Consider the following 22913-nt stretch of genomic DNA (forward strand, 5'->3'; position numbering starts at 1 on the left):
CCGAGGGTCGCCTTTCAATTTGGTGCCAGACGTTTCAACCGATCGATATCACCGGATAAAAGGGCGCTTTCAGCCGCTCCAACTTCTTGTGGTGGCCAGTTCCACCAGGCAAGGGCTTCCAGTCTGGCGATCACATCCGCTTCAAAACGGTATCGCCGCACCTCTGCAGGGTTTCCCGTGACGATTGCGTAAGGTGGGATATCACCTCGGACAACCGATCCGGCACCAATGATTGATCCGTTGCCGATCCGCGTTCCGGGCAGAATCAATGCGCCATATCCGATCCACACGTCATGCCCGATGATCGTATCCCGCGTATCGGGCTGGTATCCCGACATCCGGTCCGGATCAAAGACAGGAAAAGGAAAACAGGTCAGCCCCGCCATCGCGTGATTGGCCGAAGATGTAATGAACCGGACGCCATGAGCAATCTGGCAAAACTTGCCCAAGCTCAGTTTTTCCTTCGAAAACGGAAACAGATAAGGGGCAAGTCGTGCCCCCCAATCCTCGGGCGGGTCAAAATCTGATGCGTAGCTGAACGCCCCGGCCTCAAACCGTGGATGATCAACCGCCTCGGACAAAAACACCGTGCCCTTGTGGTCGGTCCCATCGGGCAGGGTAACCGGGTATCTGCGATGAGGATCAGGGAGTGGCATCAGTCGTCAGGCCTGGACAGGCTGAATAGCTCGGTCACAACCGAATAGTCGCGATATCCAAGCCGGGCCAGCGGCTGAAATCTGGTGACATCAAACTTTCCGTCCTGCAAACAGTCGTCGCGCAAGTGAACGCCCGTGACCTCGCCAAAGACAACGCGGTTGGCCTCTCCGGGCAGGGTTACGATTTGTGTGAGTTTGCATTCCAGCGATGCTGGTGCGCCTTCGATCCTCGCGCAGGGGATGGTTTCGCACTCAATCGGGGTTAGCCCTGCGTGTTCGAACTCGTCCACATGTTTGGGCAAGCCTGCGGAACTGGCGTTCATCGCGTCCCGATGGGCATGTGCCACGACATTGACGCAAAACACCCCGGTCGCCTTGATATTGGCGATGCTGTCCTTGCCCCCATCCTGATCGTGTTTGGTGCCTGTTGTGGCAAACATCACTTGTGGCGGGGTGTAGGCGACACCGTTGAAGAAGGAATAGGGGGCCAGGTTGTTGATCCCCTCCGCATCCCGGCTCGATATCCAGCCAATGGGCCGGGGGGTAATGATCGCGTTGAACGGATTGTGCGGCAAACCATGGCCGTCTTCGGGGCGATAGAACATCTTTTCTCCAAGCGTTTGCCCAAGGCGTAACGAAGTGCTAGGGCGAATTCCAGCAAGGAAAAGAGGGCAGGGGTGCAGCAATTCGTAATCAGGCCGGAAGAGCCGGGTGATTGGTGGGAGGTCGAGGCCCTCTATGACCTGTGCTTTGCGCCAGGGCGCGAGGCGTTGTCGTCATACCGTCTGAGGGATGACGTGCCACCTGTATCCGGCCTGTCCATGGTCGCTCGTGATACTGGCGGGATATTGGCAGGGGCCATCCGGTTCTGGCCGGTGCATGTCGGGGAACATGACGCCCTTTTGCTTGGACCTGTTGCCGTGCACCCGACCCATCAGGGCGAAGGTCTGGGCGGTTTTCTGATCCGCGAAGGTGTCGAGGCGGGCCGCGGCAAGGGCTGGCAGCGCGTGATTCTGGTGGGTGACGCCCCTTATTATTCCCGCTTTGGTTTCGATCGGCTGGGCGGTGTGGAAATGCCACCGCCGACCAACCCTGACCGGGTTCTGGGGATGGAACTGGTATCCGGTTCATGGCGCGATATTTGCGGTGCCGTGACCCGCTGGAGCAAATAAACCATTGAATCCGGGCACTCGTGACACGATGTCTTTCATAGACGGAGGTACGCGACGTGCAGGATGTTATTCTGGTCGAAACGGTGGATACGGAAGCAGAGCTTGACCGGTTGGCGGATCGCTACAGATCGGCTGGCGGATCGGGTGTCAAGTTGCTCAACCATTTGGGCGGCAAAGCTGAATCTCTGCTTGAACAACTTCCGCCGCAGGTGCGCAACGGCCTGTACGATGCCACCGAAGGTGCGTTGCGTATCGCTCTGCATGCGGCCCAGACGTCACGGCGCGCGGTTCCGGATCAGCAACCTTGGGTGAATACCGCCGTTACAACGGCAATGGGTGCAGCAGGCGGTTTTGGCGGCTTTTCAACCGCATTGATGGAGCTTCCGGCAACGACAACCATGTTGTTGCGCTCAATTCAGGGCGCTGCGGCAAAAGAAGGTTTTGATCCAGCGTCCGACAGCGTGAGGTTTGATTGCATCCGCGTACTTTCCGCTGCGGGACCGCTAGCGGACGATGACGGTGCCGATCTGGGGTTCTACTCGGTGCGTCTGACGCTGACCGGCCCTGCCGTCCAGCGTCTGATCTCCGTTGTCGCGCCGCGTCTGTCGGTGGTTCTGGGGCAAAAGCTTGCGGCTCAGTCGGTTCCCGTTCTCGGGGCTTTTGCCGGAGGTGGCACGAATTACGTCTACTCGCGCTATTACCAACAGATTGCCCGGGTGCATTTTGGTCTGCGCCGTCTGGCCATAGACGCCGACATACCGCATGACGAGTTGGTCCAAAGACTGGTCAGGCGCCTGCCTGAAAGGGCGATCTAGATCGGCATATTTGGTTGATTCCTCAATATATGGTATGGTGCCAGTGTCTGGCCGCGATATCCGGCCGGTATGTGTCTTGAGGGGCCGAGCCTTTGATCAACACGATCCTGCGGAAAGTACGATGAACGCCAGACTGCCGGCGGATATGTTGCAAAAGCCCGGTGCCTACCCGGTTCAGCCGCAATATGGTGCGATTTGTTACAAGTTCGTTCATGGGGATTTACGTATCCTTCTGATCACCACACGTGAAACGGGGCGCTGGATCGTGCCAAAGGGCTGGCCGATCGACGGGTTGAAACCCGCCAAAACAGCCGAGTGGGAGGCGTGGGAAGAAGCCGGGGTCGTAGGGTCGTGCGAGGCGCAGAGCATTGGCCGCTATACCTACCTGAAACGGCGCCCGAGCAAGGGAAATGTGCTGTGTGCGGTCGAATTGTTTCCCGTTCGGGTTGAAAGTTTGGCGGAAAGTTTCCCGGAACGGACCGAGCGCAGACGCAAGTGGTTTTCGCCCAAAAAAGCAGCAGCGCGCGTACACCAACAAGACCTCGCCAGAGTTTTACTCGATTTTCACTGCAAATTGCGGGATCTATCGGCTATGATGTCTTGATCTCGCCTTTTTGGTCAGTATCTATTTCGCAACCATCCATTTTGGACAAACCATGATTCAATACGCGTTGAAATGCAGCAACGGACACAGCTTTGACAGCTGGTTTCAGTCTGCCGAAGCCTACGACAAGCTTTCGGCGGCCGGGATGGTGTCCTGTGCGGTTTGCGGCTGCGCGGAAGTCACCAAGGCAATCATGACGCCCAGTGTGCGACCCGCGCGCCGGATTGAGGCTGCACCCGTTGCGGAAAAGGCAGAAGATTCACTGGCTCAATCCCGGGATGTTTCGACGGTGCTGGCTGAACTGCGGCGCAAAGTCGAAGAGAATTCCGACTATGTCGGTAAGGATTTCGCCTCCGAGGCCCGAAAGATTCATTTGGGCGAGGCGCCTGAACGGGCGATCTATGGCGAAGCCAAACCTGACGAGGCTAAGGCGCTCATTGACGATGGCGTGCCAGTGGCACCGTTGCCGTTCATGCCCAGCAGAAAGACAAACTGATCCATGCATGTACTGATTACCGGGGCCAATCGCGGGATCGGCAAGGCTCTGGCGGAACACCTGCGTGCCCGTGGGGATGATGTCACCGGCACCGCACGGGATGGTGCGGCAGACATTGTGCTGGATGTCACCGATCCGACCCAGCAGGCAGCAATGGCGGCAAAGCTGGAAGGCAAGCCGCTGGATTTGCTGGTGTGCAATGCCGGTGTCTATCTGGACAAGGGGCAGGGGATCGACGGTTATCCGGCGGAAATGTGGGGGCAGACCTTTGCCGCGAATGTGACGGGTGTGTTTCTGACCGTTCAGGCCCTGTTGCCCAACCTGCGCATGACTGGCGGCAAAATCGTGATCATTTCTTCCCAGATGGCGTCTCATACGCGTGCGCCAGGCGGCAGTTATATCTATCGCGCCTCAAAAGCGGCGGCACTCAATTTGGGGCGCAATCTTGCCACGGACCTCCGGGGCGACGGAATTGCCGTCGGGATCTATCACCCCGGTTGGGTGCAGACAGATATGGGTGGAGCAGCCGCCGACATCCACGTCAACGAGGCCGTGTCGGGCCTTGCCGAACGGTTCGATGGGCTTTCGCTTGAAACGACGGGCTGTTTTGAAACCTGGGATGGACAGGCACACGCCTACTGACTGGTCAGCGCGGCCTTTGGAATTTCGTAAACCTCGCCGGGATCGATGAAGATCACCAAAATGTCGCCGCGCGATTCCGAGGTGATGGGCGATGTTGAACTGGTCGAGACCGCCTCGGCACCTTCGAAATAGATGCGTCGCACTTCGCCGGTGCCAAGCTGCACGGCAAGCGTTGCGGTGCCGTCATCCTTGCGGCGCAGCTCGGCCGGGCAGTTTTCCAGCGGCTGGCCCGCCAGCGCGGTGCAGGGAACCGTGCCCAGTGAATTCTGTCCGTCCGTACCGGAAAGGGTGGCAACCTGTGCGGTGGCCGGGGAAGACAGCAGCGCAAGGGCAAGAATGAAGCGGTACATGGGTAACCTTTTGGTAAACAGTATTTCCGTTACGCTCGCACCCCTGCCGGGCAATGTAAAGCGGCCCCGCGCCGCAGTCAGAACCTGTTTGGCCACTTGCCCTTACGGCCCCCCTCGCATATGAGGCACGGGATCGGAATTCCAAGGCGCGGAGACACTGGCCCCATGCCCGTACTCGTGATGAAATTTGGCGGCACCTCTGTTGCCAATCCTGACCGCATCCGCCGCGCGGCGAAACGCGTTGGCGTAGAAGTGGCCAAGGGCTATGACGTGATCGTCATCGTCTCGGCCATGTCGGGCAAGACCAACGAACTGGTGGGTTGGGTCGATGAAATCTCGCCGCTTTATGATGCGCGCGAATATGATGCCGTTGTATCGTCTGGCGAAAACGTGACTGCCGGTCTGATGTCGCTGACGCTGCAGGAAATGGATATCCCGGCCCGGAGCTGGCAGGGCTGGCAAGTGCCGCTGATCACCAACGGCGCGCATTCGGCTGCCCGGATCGAAGAGATTCCGACCGACAACATCAACCAGAAATTCGCCGAAGGCATGAAGGTTGCCGTGGTCGCGGGCTTTCAGGGGATCAGCCCCGAGGGGCGCATTACCACGCTGGGTCGTGGTGGTTCGGACACCACTGCGGTGGCCTTTGCGGCGGCCTTTGATGCCGAACGGTGTGACATTTATACGGACGTGGACGGTGTCTATACCACCGACCCGCGCATCTGTGAAAAGGCCCGCAAACTCGATAAGATCTCGTTCGAGGAAATGCTCGAACTGGCTTCGCTGGGGGCCAAGGTGCTTCAGACCCGCTCGGTCGAGCTGGCGATGCGGTACAAGGTGAAATTGCGCGTCCTCTCAAGCTTTGAGGAACAATCCGACGAGGCCGGTACGCTGGTCGTCGACGAGGAGGAAATCATGGAATCCAACGTAGTCTCCGGTGTGGCCTATTCCCGCGATGAGGCCAAGATGACCGTTGTGTCGGTCGCCGACCGCCCCGGTATCGCCTCGACGATCTTTACCGCGCTCAGCGACGAGGGCGTGAATGTGGACATGATCGTTCAGAACATCTCGGACGAGGGGCGCACGGACATGACCTTTTCCTGCCCCACCGATCAGGTCGCGCGGGCGGAAAAAGCGCTGTTGGGAATCAAGGAGCGTGGCGAGCTGAACTATGCTGATCTGGTTGCCGACAACGATGTCTGCAAGGTGTCCGTGGTCGGGATCGGAATGCGCTCTCAATCCGGTGTGGCGGCCAAAATGTTCAAGGTGCTCTCGGATGAGGGGATCAACATCAAGGTCATTACAACCTCCGAGATTAAAATTTCCGTTCTCGTAGATCGGAAATACATGGAACTTGCCGTTCAAGCACTGCATGATGCCTTTGAACTGGACAAGGCGGCCTGAGCATTTCTGCCAGGGACTTGCCTGACACCTGAATGTGATTGGGCCATGGCAGACGGCACAGAATCAGAATCCCGCAAGCTGCTGGGGCGGCTGCGCGAAGAAATGGCGAGCGAGGCCGCCGGTCAGGAACGTCTTGACCGGATCACGCATCTGATTGCGGACAGCATTCTGTGCGAGGTCTGTTCGATCTATCTGTTCCGCGACGAAGAAACGCTGGAGCTTTGCGCGACCGAAGGTCTGGCACCCGAGGCGGTGCACCAAACCCGTATGCGCATGGGTGAGGGGCTGGTGGGTCGCGTTGCCAAATACGGCAAGGTGGTCAACACCGCGGATGCCCCATCGGCCAAAGGGTTCCGCTATATGCCGGAGACGGGAGAAGAAAGGTTCTCTTCCTTTCTTGGTGTCCCAGTGCAGCGTCTGGGTGAAAAGCTGGGCGTTCTGGTTGTGCAGTCCCGCGAAGCGCGGGAATTCTCCTCGGACGAGGTTTATGCTCTGGAAGTGGTAGCGATGGTTCTGGCCGAGATGGCCGAACTTGGCGCCTTTATCGGCGAAGGCGCAGCCCTGTCCCCATTGCACCAGCAATCCGTTGTGCTCAAAGGCGGCCCGGCGCAGGAAGGTTCTGCCGAGGGCCACGTCTGGCTGCACGAGCCGCGCGTCGTTGTCACCAACCCGATCGCGGACGACCCGCAACGTGAACTTCAACGCCTGACTGAATCGGTCGAGGAACTGCGCGTTGGTGTCGACAAGATGCTCGAAATCTCGCAGGGCGGCGACAAGGAGCAATTGCAGGTCCTCGAAGCCTACAGAATGTTTGCCAATTCCAAGGGCTGGATGCGGCGCATGGAAGAGGACATCGCGCGCGGCCTCAGTGCTGAAGCCGCGGTTGAGAAGGAACAGTCACAGGCCCGCGCAAGGATGAGTCAGGTCACCGACCCCTATCTGCGCGAGCGTTTGGCCGATCTGGATGATCTCAGCAATCGCCTCCTTCGCATTCTGACGGGTCAGGGCAACAATACCGGGCTGGAACTGCCGCCCGACCCGATTTTGATCGCCCGCAATATCGGCCCGGGCGATCTGCTGGAATATGGGCGATCCCTCAAGGGCATCGTGCTTGAGGAGGGTTCGGTTGGCAGTCATGCCACCATTGTGGCCCGTGCATTGGCGATCCCTCTTGTCGTTCATACCGGCCGGATCACGACCGAGGCATTGAACGGCGACCACATCCTTGTGGACGGGGATCAGGGCGTCGTGCACCTGCGACCCGAAGATACGGTTGTCGGTGCATTTCGTGACAAGATCGCGATGCAGGCCAAGGCGCAGGAACGCTATGCGTCGATCCGCGAACGCCCTGCGGTCACGAGGGATGGTGAACGGGTCAACCTTGTGATGAACGCGGGCCTGATGGCCGATCTGCCATCGCTGGAAAACTCGGGGGCCGAAGGCGTTGGGCTATTCCGGACCGAGTTGCAGTTTCTGATCCGGAACCAGATGCCCAAACGCTCCGAGCTGGTGGCGTTGTATCAACGGGTTCTAGACGCGGCTCATGGCAAAAGGGTCGTCTTCCGCACGCTGGATATCGGGTCGGACAAGGTTCTGCCCTATATGAAACATGTGGCCGAGCCGAACCCGGCGCTGGGCTGGCGCGCCATCCGCGTCGGGTTGGACAAGCGCGGCGTCATGCGCATGCAGCTTCAGGCGCTGATCCGCGCGGCCAACGGCCGCCCTCTGACCGTCATGTTCCCCTTCGTTGCCCAGGCCGAGGAATACCGCGCCGCCCGCGCCGAAGTGGACAAAACGATCGAACGGGAAAAACGCCTCGGGCACGTCCTTCCGGAAACGCTCGAAGTGGGCGCCATGCTTGAAACGCCGTCTCTTGTCTTTGCGCCTCAGAAATTCTTTGACGATGTCGGCTTCATCTCAATCGGCGGCAATGACCTGAAACAGTTTTTCTTTGCGGCGGACCGTGAAAACGAACTTGTGCGCCGTCGGTACGACACGCTGAATGTCAGCTTCCTGAGCCTTATCGAGCGGATCGTCGAACGCTGCGGCATTTCCGACACGCCCCTCAGTTTCTGTGGCGAGGACGCGGGCCGCCCGATCGAGGCACTGTGCCTTGCGGCCATGGGCATTCGGACACTCTCGATGCGCCCGGCCTCCATCGGTCCTGTCAAAAGCCTTCTGTTGCGGTCCAACCTGCAAGAGGTGCGCAAGATCATCACCGATGCCCGCCATCGGGGCGAACAAAGCGTGCGCCCGGCGGTCATGGAATGGCTGCGAAATCAGGACTGAGGTGAAATTTCCCGGTGATGGCCTTAATCTGACTTCCGGACTTGCATTTTGTCGGGGTTTTTCTTATCCAGCTCACGAATGTTAGCGATAACATTATCGTTAACACCTATATATGCATTTCGTACCCGGCCAACAGTTTGTGCTAGACAGGGCAGGGCAAATTCAAAGGAGCCTGGCGATGGTTTCACGCGTAATACCTGTGCATCCGTTCGACCTTGTGTTGTTCGGCGCCACGGGTGATCTGGCGCATCGCAAGATCCTGCCGGGTCTCTATCACCGTTTCGAGGTCGGCCAGATGCCGGATGAGGCCCGCATCATCGCTTCGGCACGGTCCGAAATGTCCGATGATGAATTCCGAACGCTCGCCCGAAACGCAATTCAGGAATTCGCGCCGGAATCAAAACCTCAGGTACTGGACCGGTTTTTGAAACAGGTCGAATATGTTTCGGTGGATGCACTGGGCAGCGACGGCTGGCCCGAATTGGCCAAATCTCTGCGGCCTGACACCATCCGGGCGTTTTACCTGTCTGTCGGGCCAAATCTGTTCTCAGGTATTGCGCAGCGGCTGCACGATCACGGCCTTGCGACGCCGGATAGCCGGATTGTCGTGGAAAAGCCCTTTGGCCACGATCTGGCTTCGGCAAAAGCCTTGAACGGCGAGCTGCGGGAGTTTTTCGAAGAGCATCAGATTTACCGGATCGATCACTATCTGGGCAAGGAAACCGTTCAGAATCTCATGGCGCTGCGCTTTGCCAACTCTCTGTTCGAGCCGCTTTGGAACGCCACGCATATCGACCATGTTCAGATCACGGTTGCGGAAACCGTCGGTGTCGAAGGGCGTGAGGCCTATTATGATCAGTCCGGCGCAACGCGGGACATGATCCAGAACCACCTTGTGCAGCTTCTGTGCCTGACGGCCATGGAACCGCCCTCGAAATTCGCGCCCAATTCGGTGCGCGACGAAAAGGTGAAGGTGATCGAGGCGCTGGAGCCGGTCGCGCCTTCTGACATTGCGCGCGGTCAATACCGGTCCGAAGACGGTGGCGGCGGCTATCTGGATCACGTGGGCACCCCCGACAGCCGCACCGAAAGCTTCATCGCGCTCAAGGTGCATGTGGGCAACTGGCGCTGGGCCGGCGTGCCGTTCTATCTGCGCACCGGTAAACGTCTGCGCGCCCGCGAGTCTGAGATTGCCGTGTTCTTCCGTGACCCGCCGCACACGATCTTTCCCAATGTCGGCCCGTTGCGCGGCAATGTTCTGGTGATCCGGCTGCAACCGGACGAGGGGATAACCCTGCGCACCACCATCAAGGACCCCGGGCCGGGTGGTTTCCGTCTTGCGGACGTGTCGCTGGACATGAGCTTTGCCGAGGCGCTGGGCGCAGACGTTCGGGCGCAGGACGCCTATGAACGGCTGGTGATGGATGTCATTCGCGGCGATCAGACCCTGTTCATGCGCGGGGACGAGGTCGAGGCCGCCTGGGCCTGGGTCGATCCCATCATAAGCGAGTGGGAAGAAAGCCGCGACAAGCCCGCCCCCTATGATCAGGGCAGTTCCGGCCCCGAAGAGGCCCTGATGCTAATGCACCGCGACGGGCGCCGCTGGCGCCAGATCGGAGGTTGAGATGGTTCACAACGTCATCACCCAAGTCACAAACCGGATCACGGAACGCAGCGCATCATTGCGCGCGACCCATCTGGATCGCATGGAACAGGCCCGCTCATCAGGACCGGCCCGCGGTCATCTGTCGTGCAGCGGTCAGGCCCACGCCTATGCTGGGGCAGGAGAGGATCAGCAGTCGCTGGCCACCGGGCATGCGGGCAATCTGGGCATCGTCACCAGCTACAACGACATGCTGTCGGCGCATCAACCTTTCGAACGCTACCCCGAACTGATCCGCCAGACCGCGCGGGCGGCGGGGGGCACGGCTCAGGTCGCGGGCGGTGTTCCCGCCATGTGCGACGGGGTCACGCAAGGGGCCGCGGGGATGGAACTGTCGCTGTTTTCCCGTGATGTGATCGCTCTGGCCGCTGGGGTGGCGCTCAGCCACAACACCTACGACGCGGCTGTATTCCTTGGTGTCTGCGACAAGATCGTCCCGGGTCTGGTTATTGCAGCGCAGAGCTTTGGGCATCTTCCGGCCGTCTTCCTGCCCGCCGGACCGATGACCAGCGGCTTGCCCAATGATGAAAAGGCAAAAATACGCCAGCAATTCGCAGCCGGTGAGATCGGGCGAGCGGAGTTAATGGCCGCCGAGATGGCCGCCTACCACGGCCCCGGCACCTGTACATTCTATGGCACCGCCAACACCAACCAGATGCTGATGGAATTCATGGGCCTGCACCTGCCGGGTTCCAGCTTTGTCAATCCCAACACTCCCCTGCGCGACGCCCTGACCCAAGAAGGTGCCCGCCGCGCATTGTCCCTCAGCGCGTTGGGCAACAACTATACGCCGGTTTATCAGATTCTCGATGAACGCGCCTTTGTGAACGGTATCGTCGGTCTGATGGCTACGGGCGGATCGACCAATCTGCTGATCCATCTGATCGCGATGGCTCGCGCTGGGGGCATCGTGCTGGATTGGCAGGACTTTTCCGATATTTCAGCCGCGGTACCTTTGGTCGCGCGGGTTTATCCCAACGGTCTGGCAGACGTGAACCACTTTCACGCCGCAGGCGGGCTTGGCTATTGCATCGGTACGTTGCTCGACGATGGGCTGCTGCACCCCGATACACTCACCGTCGCCGGGCAGGGTCTGCACCACTACACGCAGGAACCCAAACTGATTGATGGTCAGTTGATCTGGCAGGATGGCGCGGGTGAAAGCCTGAACGAGAAAATCCTCCGTCCGGCTTCGGACCCGTTCCAACCCACGGGCGGGCTGTCGCGCCTGACCGGTTCTCTGGGCACGGCGGTGATCAAGGTTTCGGCGGTTGCGCCCGAGCATCACGTGGTCGAGGCACCCGTGCGCGTTTTCCACGATCAGGATCAGGTCAAGGCCGCCTTCAAGGCAGGTGAATTCACCGGAGACGTGATCGTCGTCGTCCGCTTTCAGGGGCCAAAAGCCAACGGTATGCCCGAGTTGCACTCGCTGACGCCAATCCTGTCGATCCTTCAAGGGCGTGGGCAAAAGGTGGCGCTGGTTACCGATGGTCGCATGTCGGGCGCGTCCGGCAAGGTTCCCGCTGCCATCCACGTCTGCCCCGAGGCGCTCGAGGGCGGCCCGATTGCCTATCTGAGCGATGGCGATCTGGTGCGCGTCGATGCGGTGAACGGCGAGCTGGAGATTCTGACCGAAGGTGTCCTCGACCGCACACCTGCATCGGCTGACCTGACCGCGAACCAGTTCGGCGTTGGTCGCGAACTTTTCGCCACTTTCCGCAATTCCGTTGGGTCGGCAGATACCGGCGCCAGCGTGTTTGGAGCCTGATTCATGCCCTCAAAATCGCACCGTACCCGCGAAATCTGTGCCCTTGCGCCGATTGTTCCGGTTCTTGTCATCGACGATGCGGCTCAGGCCACACCGCTGGCCGAGGCTCTGGTCGCAGGTGGGTTGCCCGCGCTTGAGGTCACGCTGCGCACGCCCGCGGCCCTTGATGCCATCCGCGCCATGGCACAGGTGCCGGGTGGAGTTGTGGGGGCGGGGACATTGCTGACCCCCGAAGATGTCCGGGCCGCGAAAGAGGCGGGCGCACAATTCGGTGTCTCGCCGGGGGCAACCGACACATTGATTGCCGCCTGCGAGGCCGAAGGTCTCCCCCTGTTGCCCGGGGCCGCCACGGCGACCGAGGCGATGGCCTTGCTGGAGAAGGGCTACGACATGCTCAAGTTCTTTCCGGCCGAGGCATCAGGTGGCGCTCCGGCACTAAAGGCCATCGGCGCGCCCCTGCCGCAAATCGGGTTCTGCCCCACCGGCGGTGTCTCGCCCGAAAATGCACCGGATTATTTGTCCATGCCGAACGTTATCTGCGCCGGCGGCAGCTGGGTCGCGCCGAAACAGATGGTGTCCAGTGGCGACTGGACCGGGATTGAGGCGCTGGCGCGTGAGGCGGCCAGCCTCATGCATTGACGCGGCCTGCGCGGGCGCTAATGTAAGCCCGAATTTACGCAGGTTGCCCTCATGAAAAACAAAATCTCTCTCGCGCAGGGGCGCGATTATCTTGCGATCCCCGGCCCTTCGGTCATGCCGGATGCGGTGTTGCAGGCGATGCATCGCCCGGCCCCCAATATCTATGCGGGTGAGTTGGTCGACATGATGCCTGAGCTGACAGCCGACCTGCGCCGCGTGGCGCGTACAAAGCACGACGTGGCGATCTATATCTCCAACGGCCACGGCGCGTGGGAGGCTGCCCTTTCCAACGTGATCGCGCCGGGTGAAACCGTATTGGCCCCGGCTTCGGGCAGCTTCACACACGGCTGGGCAGAAATGGCCCGAGGTATCGGGGCCGAGGTTGAACTGATCGATTTCGGCAAATCCGCGCCATGGAACTTTGACCGAATTGCCGAAGTGCTGCGTGCGGACAATGCCCACCGGATCAAGGCGGTTCTGGCCGTGCATGTGGATACCTCCACCTCGGTCCGAAACGATATTCCGGCCTTGCGGGCGCTGCTTGATGATCTGGGCCACCCGGCGCTGCTGATGGCCGACTGCATCGCCTCACTCGGCTGCGACCGGTTCGAGATGGACGCATGGGGTGTCGACGTAATGGTCTCGGCCAGCCAGAAGGGGCTGATGACGCCACCGGCGTTGGGCTTTGTCTTTTTCAACGAAAAGGCGCAGGCGAAACGGGCCGCCATGCCCCGTGTGTCGGTTTATTGGGACTGGCAGCCACGTGCCGAACCCGGCTGGTTCTATCAGTATTTCGGCGGCACTGCGCCCACCCATCACCTCTATGGTCTCAGGGCGGCACTGGACATGATGCACGCCGAAGGGATGGAGCAGATCTGGGCTCGCCATGAACGCCTTGCTCAGGCCGTCTGGGCCGCCTGCGAAACCTGGTCCGAAGGCGGCGCGCTGAGCCTGAATGTGGCGGAACATGCCCACCGCAGTCATGCGGTCACGGCGTTGCGTCTTGCAAAGGGACAGGGCACACCGCTGCGGGAATATACCGAAAACAATCTGGGCCTGACGCTCGGCATCGGGCTGGGAATGGATGACGAGGATTCGTATTTCCGGCTGGGCCATATGGGTCACGTGAATGGCCATATGGTCATGGGAATGCTGGGCGGTGTTGAAACCGCCATGGCCGCACTGAACATCCCTCGGGGATCGGGCGCGCTGGACGCGGCGGCGGCGGTGCTTGCAGGCTAACCGCGCGCTGCCGCCAGCGCCTTGGGCAAGGCGACGGCAAAGGCGTCCAGATCACCCTCTTCCCCGCAACTGACCCGGATGCAGCGGTTTTGCGGTGCCGCAAAGGGCATCCGCACGAATACACCCTGCGCCACCAGCGAGTCCAAAACCGCCTTGGCAAACACGCCATCCCGCCCACAGTCGATGGCCACGAAATTTGTGGCCGAGTGTAGGGGCTTCAGCCCGTTGTCGCGGGCGATCTGCCTGATGCGCTCTCGTGCCTCGGCGATCCGGTCCTGAACATGGCTCAACCAAGCGTCGTCCCGCAACGCGGCCAGCGCCCCGGCCTGAGCGGCACGGTTCATGCCGAAATGGTTGCGCACCTTGTTGAACGCCGAGATCACCCCGGGCGCGCCTATCGCATAGCCAACCCGCGCACCCGCCATGCCGTAAACCTTGGAAAAGGTCCGCATCCGGATCACACGCGGATCATCCGCGTCAACCGGTGCTGCGGTCCCTTCGGGTGCGCATTCCACATAAGCCTCGTCCAGTACCAGCAACGTTCCTTCCGGCAGGTTCTCCATGGCCCGGACGATATCCGTACCCTTGTGCCAGCTGCCCATCGGATTGTCGGGGTTGGCGAGGTAGACAAGCTTGGCGTCCACCTCTGCCGCTTTTGCGAACAACGCAGCGGGATCTTCGTGATCGCCGGTATACGGAACCTTGTGCAAAGCGCCGCCAAACCCCGCGACGTGGTAGTTGAATGTCGGATAAGCCCCGGCGGACGTTACCACTGCATCACCCGGACCGATCATCAACCGCACCAGATAGCCCAGCAGCCCGTCGATCCCTTCGCCCACCACGATGTTCTTCGCCATAACCCCATGATGGTTGGCCAGAGCATGACGCAAATCATGATTTTCGGGATCGCCATACATCCAGATGTCGCTGGCCGCCTTGGCCATGGCCTCGATGGCACGGGGTGAGGGGCCGAACACGCTTTCATTTGCTCCTAGCCGCGCGGCAAAGGGTGCGCCGCGATCGCGCTCCTGCGTTTCTGGTCCGACAAACGGCACGGTTGCGGGTAGGGACTGGGCAAGCGGGGTATAACGCGGATCACTCATGTGCGCAGATAAACGCAAGGAACGGGTTCCGGCAAGCCGCACTGTCCATATGCCCCGACGTAGCGGTGGAAACCATTGCAACTTGCGGGCATGGTTGACCAAACATCAGCAGGAGAACCCGCATGTCACGCGTATCCGTCGAATACAAGGACCACATCGCCCATGTCACGCTGACGCGGGGTGACAAGATGAATGCGCTGGATGGTGCGATGATCCAGGCGATTCTGTCCGCCGGGCAGGAGGTAGCGGCCTCGGACGCCCGCGCCGTCGTGCTGTCGGGCGAAGGCAAAAGTTTCTGCGCCGGGCTGGATATGGCCAGCTTTGCCACAATGGGCACCATCGATCCCGAAGAATGGCTGATGGGGCGTACCCAAGGGGACACCAACGACCTTCAGGAGCTGGCGATGATCTGGCGCCGCGTCCCGGTCCCCGTGATCTGCGCGGTGCAGGGCGTGGCCTATGGTGGTGGCCTGCAGATCGCGCTGGGTGCGGATATCCGCATCGCGCATCCCGACAGTAAATGGTCGGTGATGGAGATGAAATGGGGCATTATCCCGGACATGGGCGGCATGGTGCTGCTGCCGCAACTGGTCCGCTCGGACGTCCTGCGCCTGTTGACCTACACCGCCCGGCCCATCGGCGCGCAGCAGGCAGCCGATTGGGGGCTGGTGACAAAGCTGTCCGACGACCCCCTGACCGAGGCGATTGCCCTTGCAGAAGAGATTGCCGGCAAAAGCCCTTCGGGCATCCGGGCCGCAAAACGCCTGATTGACGTGGCCGAGACCGGATCGCGTCAGGAAGTCCTGCTGGAAGAATCCGCCGAACAGGTCAAGCTGATCGGCAAGCCGGACCAGATGGAGGTCATCGCCGCACAGATGCAGGGCCGCAAGCCTGAGTTCAAGTAAACTCGCACGTTTCAGGCGTGTTCTGATTGATTTTGCACGGTTTTTCCGGTTTTCCGCAGTTGACAAGCTGTAATTTGCTCAGTGAAGCTGTGGCTATTGTCGTAGCAAGTGGAAACTGTGTGAAATAATGAACAAAACGAATAGTTTGGCGGCGCTTGCCGCAGGTGTTTTCCTTTCAGTAGCAACTCCGGGCATCGCTGGCGACGCCGAGGCAAATGCACTGCTGGTTGAGGCTGTGCAGCTGGTTCAGGCGGCGGAACAACACGAGGACCCGATAGAAAAACTCGCCTCGCTGAACGACGCGATCAGCAAGTTGGACGAGATCGTTTCGGCCCACCCGTCTTCTGGTCTGGCGGTATCGCTGGCGACCGGGCAATCCATCGGAAACGTCAATCCGACCCTTCTGAAACAGGAACGTGACAAGCTGAACGCCGAAGTTCAGGTATTGCTGTCGGAACAGCAGGCCATTGCCGATGCGAAAGCGGCGGAAATGCAATGGATCAACGAGGTTATGGAGTGCGTCGAGGATATTGAGTGCGCCCGCGACCTATTTGTTCAGGAGTCGGAAAAATTCGGACGCCCGCCCGAAATTATGGCGCTTTCCCACGTCTATTTCGAGGTTCTCCACAACGGGTATTCAAGGGCGTTCGAGCGTCAGGTGGATGACATGCTGGCGGCGGCGGGTGAGGCCGGTGTCAGACAAAATCTGGAATTCATGGTCGCTCATGGCATCTACCACGAAAAGCCCAGTACAGTTTTCAAGAAAATGAGCAAGATTGCTCAACGACCCGACAGTATTGAGCCTGCGATACGTGCCCTTGCCGCCGGATTGCCCGAACTGGCCGAAGAATATCTGGAAGTTCTCGCTAATGAGGGGTTTATCGAAGATTTGGAGACGGCCAGGAATTCTGTGTATGAACAACTTTATCATTTTGGCGGCCCAACATTCGATGCTCTGCAAAAGCTCAAATCCGATTTCGAAAACTCGGTTGAACTGGACGAATATTCCAAACTGGACTTGCTTGATGGCCTCAGCATAGTCGGAGATCCGGCTTTCCTGAGCGTATACGAAAATACAAAGGCAGAGCTTGGTGACAGAGCGACCATGGCCATGGTGACCTACCAATTCGTAGCAGACGAACCCTCAGAAGCGGTGCGCTACTTTCAGGAACTCAGGCCGCGGCTTGCTGCGCAGGAATTGCGTGGGTATGCCGAACTCGCCATTCCCCGCAATAGCCGGGATATGCAATCTGCAATGAGAACCATCACCAAAAGCTCACTTTTGGCCAAAAAATCCGTCATTCAGAACGATAACGGCTCTGATCCGGCAGAGGCCATCGAACTCACGATTGATGAGGACACGGCTGGTGTTCTGTTAATGGTTTCAGGTGTCCTGCAGTGATCGCTTATAAGCTGACCAGCATGAATTTTGCGAAAAATACTTAACGCATAAAGGCCCGCCTTGCATCGCGGGCCATATTGAACCGCATCTCAAGATCAGCCAGCCGCGCCATTGCGGCCTTGCGCTCTTCGGGGTCGCTGAGGGTCGCATAGTGTTTTCTGGCCGCATCCAGTTCTTTCTTGATCTGAAATTCCTCTGGCAGAACCCCGGCCTGCGCCATGATCCTGTGACCGGCCGCCAATGCGGGATCAGTCTGGGCCTCGGCCGAGCGGTCGGGCAGGGGCTTGCCTTCGCCTTCAAGGCCCTCCAACTGACCCTCGGCCTGCGCTTTTTGAATCTGACGTTCTATCAGTTTTCCGAGCGATCTAAGCATGATGCGATTATACCCCGCGCAATGCTTCAGCGATAGGTTTCAGCGTACCTTGTGTGAAACCAGATAAGCGATGCCCCCCGCAAGCAAACCCCAGACGGCGGCCCCCAATCCAAATACCGTGATGCCCGAAGCGGTTATGGCAAAAGTCAGAATGGCCGCTTCGCGTTCGGCAGGCACCTCCAGCGCCGCGAAGGTCGCGTTGGCCATCACACCGATCAGCGCAACGCCGGTCAGCGTGCCCATCAGCATCGGGTCGGCATGGGCGGCAAACCCGGTGATCGCCACGGCGAAAACCCCGAAGACACAGTAGAACACACCCGCCATGATGGCCGACCAATACCGTTGTTTCGGGTCGGGGTGGCTGTCTTCGTTCGAACACATGGCTGCGGTGATCGCGGCGAGGCAGGTCGCAGGTGCGCCGAAAGGCGCAGACAAGAGGCTCGCACCACCCACGGCAGAAAACAGTGGGCTGGGTTGGGGCGTAAACCCAAAGCTGCGCATTACCGCGATGCCGGGGATGTTCTGGGTTGCCATGGTGACCACGTACAACGGGATTCCGATGCTGATAGCCGTGCTGAGCGAGAATGTAGGGCTGGTCCAGACCGGGACGGCAAGGATGTGCGCCGGTGCAACCGATTTCCCGTGCGCGTTCAGCACCACCACGATGGCGGCAGCGACAACGGCGGCGGGTACCGCAAACAAGCGGTTGATCCGGCCGGCAATGAACCATGTCAGAATGACCGGCAGCGCCTGCCATGGCAGATCGACTGCCGCCTTGAACGGAACGATGCAAAGCGGTAGCAGCACGCCCCCCAGCATGGCCTGCGCCAGCGACGTCGGAATGGCTGCCGCCAGACGGCCAAGCGGTCTCCACAGCCCGGACAGCACCGTCAGCGCACCCGCGCACAGGAACGCTCCGACCGCGCCGGAAAACCCCTCTGCCGGGGTGGCCGATACCGCCAGCAAGGCCGCGCCCGGCGTGGACCACGCGATACTGACCGGGATCCGGTACCAGAGGCTAAGTATGATGGCGGCAAGGCCCATCGTCACCGCTGCGGTCATCAGTCCCGAGGCAGCCTGTTGGGGCGACGCCCCCATGGCATCCAGCCCGTGCAAAACGATGGGAAAAGAACTGAAAAATCCGACCACAGCCACCACCAGGCCAGTGGATACGGTTTGCATGGGGGGGTAGGGACGCGCCATCTCAGCCTCGGGTTTACCTAGTGAACTTGCTAACAACCGGTGGCTTCCGTGAACAGTGGGAAAATCCTTGCCGCGAAACGAAAACCCCGCCGGTGCAAACGCGGCGGGGTTCGGAATTTCCGTATTTGGAACGGGAAGAAGATCAGGCGATTTCAGACAGACGGGCGAGCGCCTCGTTCAGCTTTGCTTCTTCTTCTTCGCGGGCCGCGAGGTTGGCCTTGGCTTCCTCGACAACCTCCTCCGGGGCCGAGGCCACGAATTTCGGGTTGTTCAGGCGCCCGCGCAGACCGCCCAGTTCCTTGGCCAGCTTGCCCTTGGCTTTCTCAAGCCGTTCCTTTTCCGCGCCGATATCGATGATATCCGCCAGCGGCAGGCCGAAAGAAGCGCCCGGGGCCGCGATCGAGATGGTGCCTTTGGGCAGCTCATCCGCCTTGGTCAGGCTGTCGATGCGCGCCAGACGTTTGATCAGCGCCTCGTTGCGGTCCCAAGCGGCCTGTCCGTGGGCGTCGATTTCCGTCACCAGCATCGGCACATACAGACCCGCCGGAACCCGCATCTGGGCGCGGGCCGAGCGGGTGTTCTCAATCACCGAGATCACCCAGTTCATCTCACGGTCCGCGTCGGCGTCAACCAGTTCAGAGCCGTAAGAGGGCCAGTCGGCGTGGACGATCATCTTGGAACGGGTGCCGGTCAGGCCCCACAGCTCTTCGGTGACGAAAGGCATGATCGGATGCAGCAGGACCATGCACTGATCCAGAACCCAGCGCATGGTGGCGCGGGTTTCAGCCTGCGCTTCGGCGTCATCGCCCTGCAGCAGCGGTTTGGACAGTTCCACGTACCAGTCGCAGACCTTGCCCCAGACAAAGGCATAAAGTCCGTTCGCCGCGTCATTGAAGCGATAGCTTTCCAGTGCCGCGTCGACCTCTTCCCGCACGCGTGCGGTTTCGCCGATGATCCAGCGGTTTACGGCCGCCTTTGGCTTCAGGTCAGCCACATCCAGTTGCGGGACGGCGTCGGTGAAGACCTCGTTCATCTCGGCGAAACGGACGGCGTTCCACAATTTGGTGCCGAAGTTGCGGTAACCGGTGATACGTTCCTTGGACAGTTTCAGCACACCGCCAATCGCCGCCATCGAAGCATTGGTAAACCGCAGCGCGTCCGCGCCGAATTCGTCCACGATCTCCAGCGGGTCGATGACGTTGCCGGTGGTCTTGGACATCTTCTTGCCCTTCTCGTCACGGACGAGCTGGTGCAGGTAGACGGTGTGGAACGGGATCTGATCGACCACGGCCAGCTGCATCATCATCATCCGGGCGACCCAGAAGAACAGGATGTCGAAGCCGGTGATGAGAACGTCCGTGGGGAAGTAGCGTTCCAACTCCTCGGTCTGCTCGGGCCAGCCGAGCGTGCCGATGGGCCAGAGCCCGGACGAGAACCATGTGTCGAGGACGTCGGGGTCGCGCCAGACCGGATAAACCAGCTTGGTCGGGTCCTGATCGAGCGCGTATTGCGCAAGACTTTCCGCAAGCTGGTGGATGGCCTCGTGCTTGTCCGCCACCTCGATCACGGTGGAATGACTGAGCGGGCTGGGGATGTTGGCGTTGTCGTCCAGGAATTTCTCGATCACGCCGTCGAAAGTGGCGGCCGCATGCAGCACATGGCCGCGATGCAGCATCCCGCCATCGTTCAGCAGTCGACCAAGCTGGACCAGATCCAGTTCGCCGTCGTTCGCACCCCGGAAATCTTCTGCCGACAGATCAAGCCCGTACCAGACCGGAATCTGATGTCCCCACCACAACTGGCGCGAAATACACCAGGGCTCGATGTTTTCCAGCCAGTGATAATAGGTCTTTTCGCCTGACTCGGGGATGATCTTGACCGTGCCGTCCTTGACCGCATCCAGCGCCGGGCCAACGACTTTTTCGGCATCAACAAACCACTGATCGGTCAACATCGGCTCGATCACAACCTTCGAGCGGTCGCCAAAGGGCTGCATGATCGGCTTGGACTCGACAAGAGGAACCGCTTTGTCCGCGCCTTCGTGATCGAGCTTCAGCGCAGTTGCACCCAGACGCTCATCATCGGCGCGGGTCATGACAGCCAGCCCTTCGCTGGTAATCTCTTCGACGACCTTCGCCCGCGCCTCGAACCGGTCAAGGCCACGCAGGTGATCGGGCACCAGGTTGATCGCGTCGATCTCACCTTCGGTAAAGGATTGGCCGCGCGCGTATTGCCCGGCCTTGTAGGCCTCGTTCGAATACGGCGCACCATCGGCCCGCATGTGGCCGCGTGTGTCCATCAGGCGATAGCAGGGGATGTTTCCACGCTTGGCAACGCCATAGTCGTTGAAGTCGTGCGCACCGGTGATCTTCACCGCGCCCGAGCCAAAGTCAGGATCGGGGTAATCATCGGTGATGATCGGAATCTGACGGCGATGCTCTTTCGGCCCGACTGGGATTTCACAAAGTTTCCCGACGATTGGTGCATAACGCTCATCTGACGGATGGACCGCCACCGCGCCGTCGCCCAGCATGGTTTCTGGCCGTGTAGTCGCAATGGAAATGTAATCCCGCTCTTCGCGGAAGATCCCATTCCCATCTTCATCTTTTTCCAAATACTCATATGTCTCGCCCCCGGCCAGCGGGTACTTAAAATGCCACATGTGGCCTGCGACTTCGATATTCTCGACCTCAAGGTCCGAGATCGCGGTTTCGAAATGCGGGTCCCAGTTGACCAGTCGCTTGCCGCGATAGATCAGGCCCTTGTTGTACATCTCCACAAAGACCTTGATGACCGCGTCATGAAAATTCGCAGAATTTTCGTGCCCCGTGCGCGGATCGCCCGCCGCTCCGGCCATGGTGAACGCATTGCGCGACCAGTCGCAGGAGGAGCCCAGACGCTTTAGCTGTTCAATGATCGTGCCGCCGTATTCGCCCTTCCATTCCCAGACTTTCTCAAGGAATTTCTCGCGGCCCAGCTCACGCCGACCGGGCTGCTGGGTGGCGGCCAGCATCTTTTCAACCTGCATCTGCGTGGCGATGCCCGCGTGGTCCTGACCGGGCTGCCACAGCGTGTCGAAGCCGCGCATCCGGTGCCAGCGGATCAGGATGTCCTGCAGCGTGTTGTTGAACGCGTGGCCCACATGCAGCGCGCCCGTCACGTTGGGCGGCGGGATCATGATGGTAAAGCTTTCGTCGCGCGATTTGTTCGCGCCTGCCTTGAAGGCTCCGGCCTCTTCCCAGGCCTTGTAGATGCGGGCCTCGGCCTCGGCCGCGTTGAATGTCTTTTCCATCGCCATGGGGTGCGTCCTGCGTCATCGAATTCGGGTCGGTGCCTGCAATAGCGAATGGATGCGGGAAGGGGAAGGGCGCGTAAGCGTTATTCGGCCTGCGCCGCTTGTGCAAAACGCGCCCGGAAATACTCTTCGACCCGCTGATAGGCGGGCTCGTGGAAGTGCAGGGTCAGCAGCGAGTGTTGCTTGCCCGGATATTCCTCGGTTTCCAGATGATCGCCAAAGGCGTTTTCCAGCGCGCGCATCAGCTTTTCGGGCGCCATCGAGTCATCCTTGTACCGCATGGCCAGACCGGGCCCTTTTTGTGCCATGCCTGCACAGGCGTCCGCGATGTCCTCGGCGCTCATGTGCAACTGATCCCCGCCAAAAAGGGGTAAGGCCGGCTGGCTGGCAACGCCACCCACAACCGCGTCCTCGGCCATCAGGGGCAGGGCGAAACTGCCGGTCAGGCACATTCCGATTGCACCGACTCCATCGCTGCCTTCCCGTTCTCGGATGTGACGGGCCAAGGCGCGCATCCAGTCAGAAATCGGGCTTTGTTTGCCTTTCAGGAAAATATTGAATTCACGGCGCACGCAGAACAGACGGAACAGGTTTCCGGCCATTGTGATTTTGCCGAATTTTCCGAACAAATGCGGCAGATATACACGGAACCCCGAGTCGTTCAGCCGTTGAGCCAATGCCAGCGTTTCCGGTCCGATCCCCGGCAATTCCTGCAAGATCATGATCGGCGGGCCCTCACCACCGACATAAACGTCATGCGTCGTTTCGGTGCCGGAGGACAGTTTTGCGGTGAACGGAAAAACGGTTTCATGGGTCCAAGTCATGCCGGGACGATAGACGAAGCCCGGCGGAAAGGTAAACGCGTTTTTCTTGGTCATTCTCTGGACTTCCC

Annotated in this window: 21 protein-coding genes; 13 read left to right on the plus strand and 8 right to left on the minus strand. The window is 60.0% G+C overall.

Annotated features, from left to right (window positions below):
• Nucleotides 1-14: 14 nt before the first annotated feature.
• A complete protein-coding gene (locus ACR0D6_RS12930; protein WP_480765784.1) occupies nt 15-656 on the minus strand; it encodes a CatB-related O-acetyltransferase in 642 nt (213 codons plus the stop codon).
• A complete protein-coding gene (locus tag ACR0D6_RS12935) occupies nt 656-1261 on the minus strand; it encodes a flavin reductase family protein (protein WP_480765785.1) in 606 nt (201 codons plus the stop codon). Before ACR0D6_RS12935 ends, ACR0D6_RS12930 begins: the two co-directional genes overlap by 1 nt.
• Nucleotides 1262-1333: 72 nt before the next feature.
• Between ACR0D6_RS12935 and ACR0D6_RS12940 the strand changes: the two genes are divergently transcribed.
• From ACR0D6_RS12940 to ACR0D6_RS12960, 5 genes are all read left to right on the plus strand, one after another.
• Nucleotides 1334-1828 (plus strand): GNAT family N-acetyltransferase, encoded by a 495-nt coding sequence (locus ACR0D6_RS12940; RefSeq protein ID WP_480765786.1) that lies wholly within the window; start codon nt 1334-1336, stop codon nt 1826-1828.
• A gap of 56 nt (nt 1829-1884) precedes the next feature.
• Entirely contained in the window at nt 1885-2643 is a 759-nt protein-coding gene (locus tag ACR0D6_RS12945; protein ID WP_480765787.1) for an EcsC family protein, read from the plus strand.
• Nucleotides 2644-2764: 121 nt separating this feature from the next.
• Nucleotides 2765-3247 (plus strand): NUDIX hydrolase, encoded by a 483-nt coding sequence (locus tag ACR0D6_RS12950; protein WP_480765788.1) that lies wholly within the window; start codon nt 2765-2767, stop codon nt 3245-3247.
• Nucleotides 3248-3299: 52 nt separating this feature from the next.
• Complete coding sequence (locus tag ACR0D6_RS12955) at nt 3300-3743, plus strand: DUF1178 family protein (RefSeq protein WP_170651447.1); 444 nt, start codon at nt 3300-3302, stop codon at nt 3741-3743.
• 3 nt (nt 3744-3746) lie between these two features.
• Nucleotides 3747-4385 (plus strand): SDR family NAD(P)-dependent oxidoreductase, encoded by a 639-nt coding sequence (locus ACR0D6_RS12960; protein WP_480765789.1) that lies wholly within the window; start codon nt 3747-3749, stop codon nt 4383-4385.
• On the opposite strand, the gene ACR0D6_RS12965 is transcribed toward ACR0D6_RS12960, so the two are convergent.
• A complete protein-coding gene (locus ACR0D6_RS12965) occupies nt 4379-4735 on the minus strand; it encodes a hypothetical protein (RefSeq protein ID WP_480451086.1) in 357 nt (118 codons plus the stop codon). The two genes, ACR0D6_RS12960 and ACR0D6_RS12965, sit on opposite strands and share 7 nt — an antisense overlap.
• Nucleotides 4736-4900: 165 nt before the next feature.
• On the opposite strand from ACR0D6_RS12965, the gene ACR0D6_RS12970 reads away from it, so the two are divergent.
• The 6 genes from ACR0D6_RS12970 (at nt 4901) to ACR0D6_RS12995 (ending at nt 13740) form a co-directional block, all read left to right on the plus strand.
• A complete protein-coding gene (locus ACR0D6_RS12970; protein ID WP_170651450.1) occupies nt 4901-6139 on the plus strand; it encodes an aspartate kinase in 1239 nt (412 codons plus the stop codon).
• 45 nt (nt 6140-6184) lie between these two features.
• Entirely contained in the window at nt 6185-8428 is a 2244-nt protein-coding gene (gene ptsP / locus ACR0D6_RS12975) for a phosphoenolpyruvate--protein phosphotransferase (protein ID WP_480765790.1), read from the plus strand.
• Between the two features lie 178 nt (nt 8429-8606).
• Nucleotides 8607-10052 carry a glucose-6-phosphate dehydrogenase gene (gene zwf, locus ACR0D6_RS12980; protein WP_170651452.1) on the plus strand — a complete coding sequence of 482 codons (1446 nt, stop codon included), beginning with the start codon at nt 8607-8609 and terminating at the stop codon, nt 10050-10052.
• Between the two features lies 1 nt (nt 10053).
• Nucleotides 10054-11859: a phosphogluconate dehydratase gene (edd, locus tag ACR0D6_RS12985; RefSeq protein ID WP_480765791.1), complete on the plus strand. Its 1806-nt coding sequence runs from the start codon at nt 10054-10056 to the stop codon at nt 11857-11859.
• Between the two features lie 3 nt (nt 11860-11862).
• Nucleotides 11863-12498, plus strand: coding sequence for a bifunctional 4-hydroxy-2-oxoglutarate aldolase/2-dehydro-3-deoxy-phosphogluconate aldolase (locus ACR0D6_RS12990; protein WP_480765792.1), 636 nt, complete (start codon nt 11863-11865; stop codon nt 12496-12498).
• A gap of 51 nt (nt 12499-12549) precedes the next feature.
• Complete coding sequence (locus ACR0D6_RS12995; RefSeq protein WP_480765793.1) at nt 12550-13740, plus strand: pyridoxal-phosphate-dependent aminotransferase family protein; 1191 nt, start codon at nt 12550-12552, stop codon at nt 13738-13740.
• On the opposite strand, the gene ACR0D6_RS13000 is transcribed toward ACR0D6_RS12995, so the two are convergent.
• A complete protein-coding gene (locus ACR0D6_RS13000; RefSeq protein WP_480765794.1) occupies nt 13737-14843 on the minus strand; it encodes a pyridoxal phosphate-dependent aminotransferase in 1107 nt (368 codons plus the stop codon). The two genes, ACR0D6_RS12995 and ACR0D6_RS13000, sit on opposite strands and share 4 nt — an antisense overlap.
• 122 nt (nt 14844-14965) lie before the next feature.
• Here ACR0D6_RS13000 and ACR0D6_RS13005 point away from each other — a divergent pair, with 122 nt between their 5' ends.
• Entirely contained in the window at nt 14966-15748 is a 783-nt protein-coding gene (locus ACR0D6_RS13005; protein ID WP_480765795.1) for a crotonase/enoyl-CoA hydratase family protein, read from the plus strand.
• Between the two features lie 127 nt (nt 15749-15875).
• Nucleotides 15876-17150 (plus strand): hypothetical protein, encoded by a 1275-nt coding sequence (locus ACR0D6_RS13010; protein ID WP_480765796.1) that lies wholly within the window; start codon nt 15876-15878, stop codon nt 17148-17150.
• A gap of 40 nt (nt 17151-17190) precedes the next feature.
• Here the strand turns inward: ACR0D6_RS13010 and ACR0D6_RS13015 are convergent, their stop codons facing one another.
• The 4 genes from ACR0D6_RS13015 to ACR0D6_RS13030 all read right to left on the minus strand — a co-directional run bounded on the left by ACR0D6_RS13015 (nt 17191) and on the right by ACR0D6_RS13030 (nt 22899).
• Nucleotides 17191-17523: a DnaJ family domain-containing protein gene (locus tag ACR0D6_RS13015; RefSeq protein ID WP_480765797.1), complete on the minus strand. Its 333-nt coding sequence runs from the start codon at nt 17521-17523 to the stop codon at nt 17191-17193.
• A 39-nt stretch (nt 17524-17562) separates the two neighbouring features.
• Nucleotides 17563-18705: a benzoate/H(+) symporter BenE family transporter gene (locus tag ACR0D6_RS13020; protein WP_480765798.1), complete on the minus strand. Its 1143-nt coding sequence runs from the start codon at nt 18703-18705 to the stop codon at nt 17563-17565.
• A 163-nt stretch (nt 18706-18868) separates the two neighbouring features.
• Nucleotides 18869-22024, minus strand: a complete 3156-nt coding sequence (locus ACR0D6_RS13025) for a valine--tRNA ligase (RefSeq protein WP_480765799.1) — start codon at nt 22022-22024, stop codon at nt 18869-18871.
• Between the two features lie 80 nt (nt 22025-22104).
• A complete protein-coding gene (locus tag ACR0D6_RS13030) occupies nt 22105-22899 on the minus strand; it encodes a dienelactone hydrolase family protein (RefSeq protein WP_480765800.1) in 795 nt (264 codons plus the stop codon).
• Between the last annotated feature and the right edge of the window lie 14 nt (nt 22900-22913).

Source organism: Ruegeria sp. BJ6, assembly GCF_056537885.1.

Excerpts from the sequence above, each read along its gene's own strand:
- ACR0D6_RS12930 (WP_480765784.1), bottom strand. The coding sequence starts at position 656 with ATGCCACTCCCTGATCCTCATCGCAGATACCCGGTTACCCTGCCCGAT.
- ACR0D6_RS12935 (WP_480765785.1), bottom strand. The coding sequence starts at position 1,261 with ATGTTCTATCGCCCCGAAGACGGCCATGGTTTGCCGCACAATCCGTTC.
- ACR0D6_RS12950 (WP_480765788.1), top strand. The coding sequence starts at position 2,765 with ATGAACGCCAGACTGCCGGCGGATATGTTGCAAAAGCCCGGTGCCTAC.
- ACR0D6_RS12955 (WP_170651447.1), top strand. The coding sequence starts at position 3,300 with ATGATTCAATACGCGTTGAAATGCAGCAACGGACACAGCTTTGACAGC.
- ACR0D6_RS12960 (WP_480765789.1), top strand. The coding sequence starts at position 3,747 with ATGCATGTACTGATTACCGGGGCCAATCGCGGGATCGGCAAGGCTCTG.
- ACR0D6_RS12965 (WP_480451086.1), bottom strand. The coding sequence starts at position 4,735 with ATGTACCGCTTCATTCTTGCCCTTGCGCTGCTGTCTTCCCCGGCCACC.
- ACR0D6_RS12970 (WP_170651450.1), top strand. The coding sequence starts at position 4,901 with ATGCCCGTACTCGTGATGAAATTTGGCGGCACCTCTGTTGCCAATCCT.
- ptsP (WP_480765790.1), top strand. The coding sequence starts at position 6,185 with ATGGCAGACGGCACAGAATCAGAATCCCGCAAGCTGCTGGGGCGGCTG.
- zwf (WP_170651452.1), top strand. The coding sequence starts at position 8,607 with ATGGTTTCACGCGTAATACCTGTGCATCCGTTCGACCTTGTGTTGTTC.
- edd (WP_480765791.1), top strand. The coding sequence starts at position 10,054 with ATGGTTCACAACGTCATCACCCAAGTCACAAACCGGATCACGGAACGC.
- ACR0D6_RS12990 (WP_480765792.1), top strand. The coding sequence starts at position 11,863 with ATGCCCTCAAAATCGCACCGTACCCGCGAAATCTGTGCCCTTGCGCCG.
- ACR0D6_RS12995 (WP_480765793.1), top strand. The coding sequence starts at position 12,550 with ATGAAAAACAAAATCTCTCTCGCGCAGGGGCGCGATTATCTTGCGATC.
- ACR0D6_RS13000 (WP_480765794.1), bottom strand. The coding sequence starts at position 14,843 with ATGAGTGATCCGCGTTATACCCCGCTTGCCCAGTCCCTACCCGCAACC.
- ACR0D6_RS13005 (WP_480765795.1), top strand. The coding sequence starts at position 14,966 with ATGTCACGCGTATCCGTCGAATACAAGGACCACATCGCCCATGTCACG.
- ACR0D6_RS13010 (WP_480765796.1), top strand. The coding sequence starts at position 15,876 with ATGAACAAAACGAATAGTTTGGCGGCGCTTGCCGCAGGTGTTTTCCTT.
- ACR0D6_RS13015 (WP_480765797.1), bottom strand. The coding sequence starts at position 17,523 with ATGCTTAGATCGCTCGGAAAACTGATAGAACGTCAGATTCAAAAAGCG.
- ACR0D6_RS13020 (WP_480765798.1), bottom strand. The coding sequence starts at position 18,705 with ATGCAAACCGTATCCACTGGCCTGGTGGTGGCTGTGGTCGGATTTTTC.
- ACR0D6_RS13025 (WP_480765799.1), bottom strand. The coding sequence starts at position 22,024 with ATGGCGATGGAAAAGACATTCAACGCGGCCGAGGCCGAGGCCCGCATC.
- ACR0D6_RS13030 (WP_480765800.1), bottom strand. The coding sequence starts at position 22,899 with ATGACCAAGAAAAACGCGTTTACCTTTCCGCCGGGCTTCGTCTATCGT.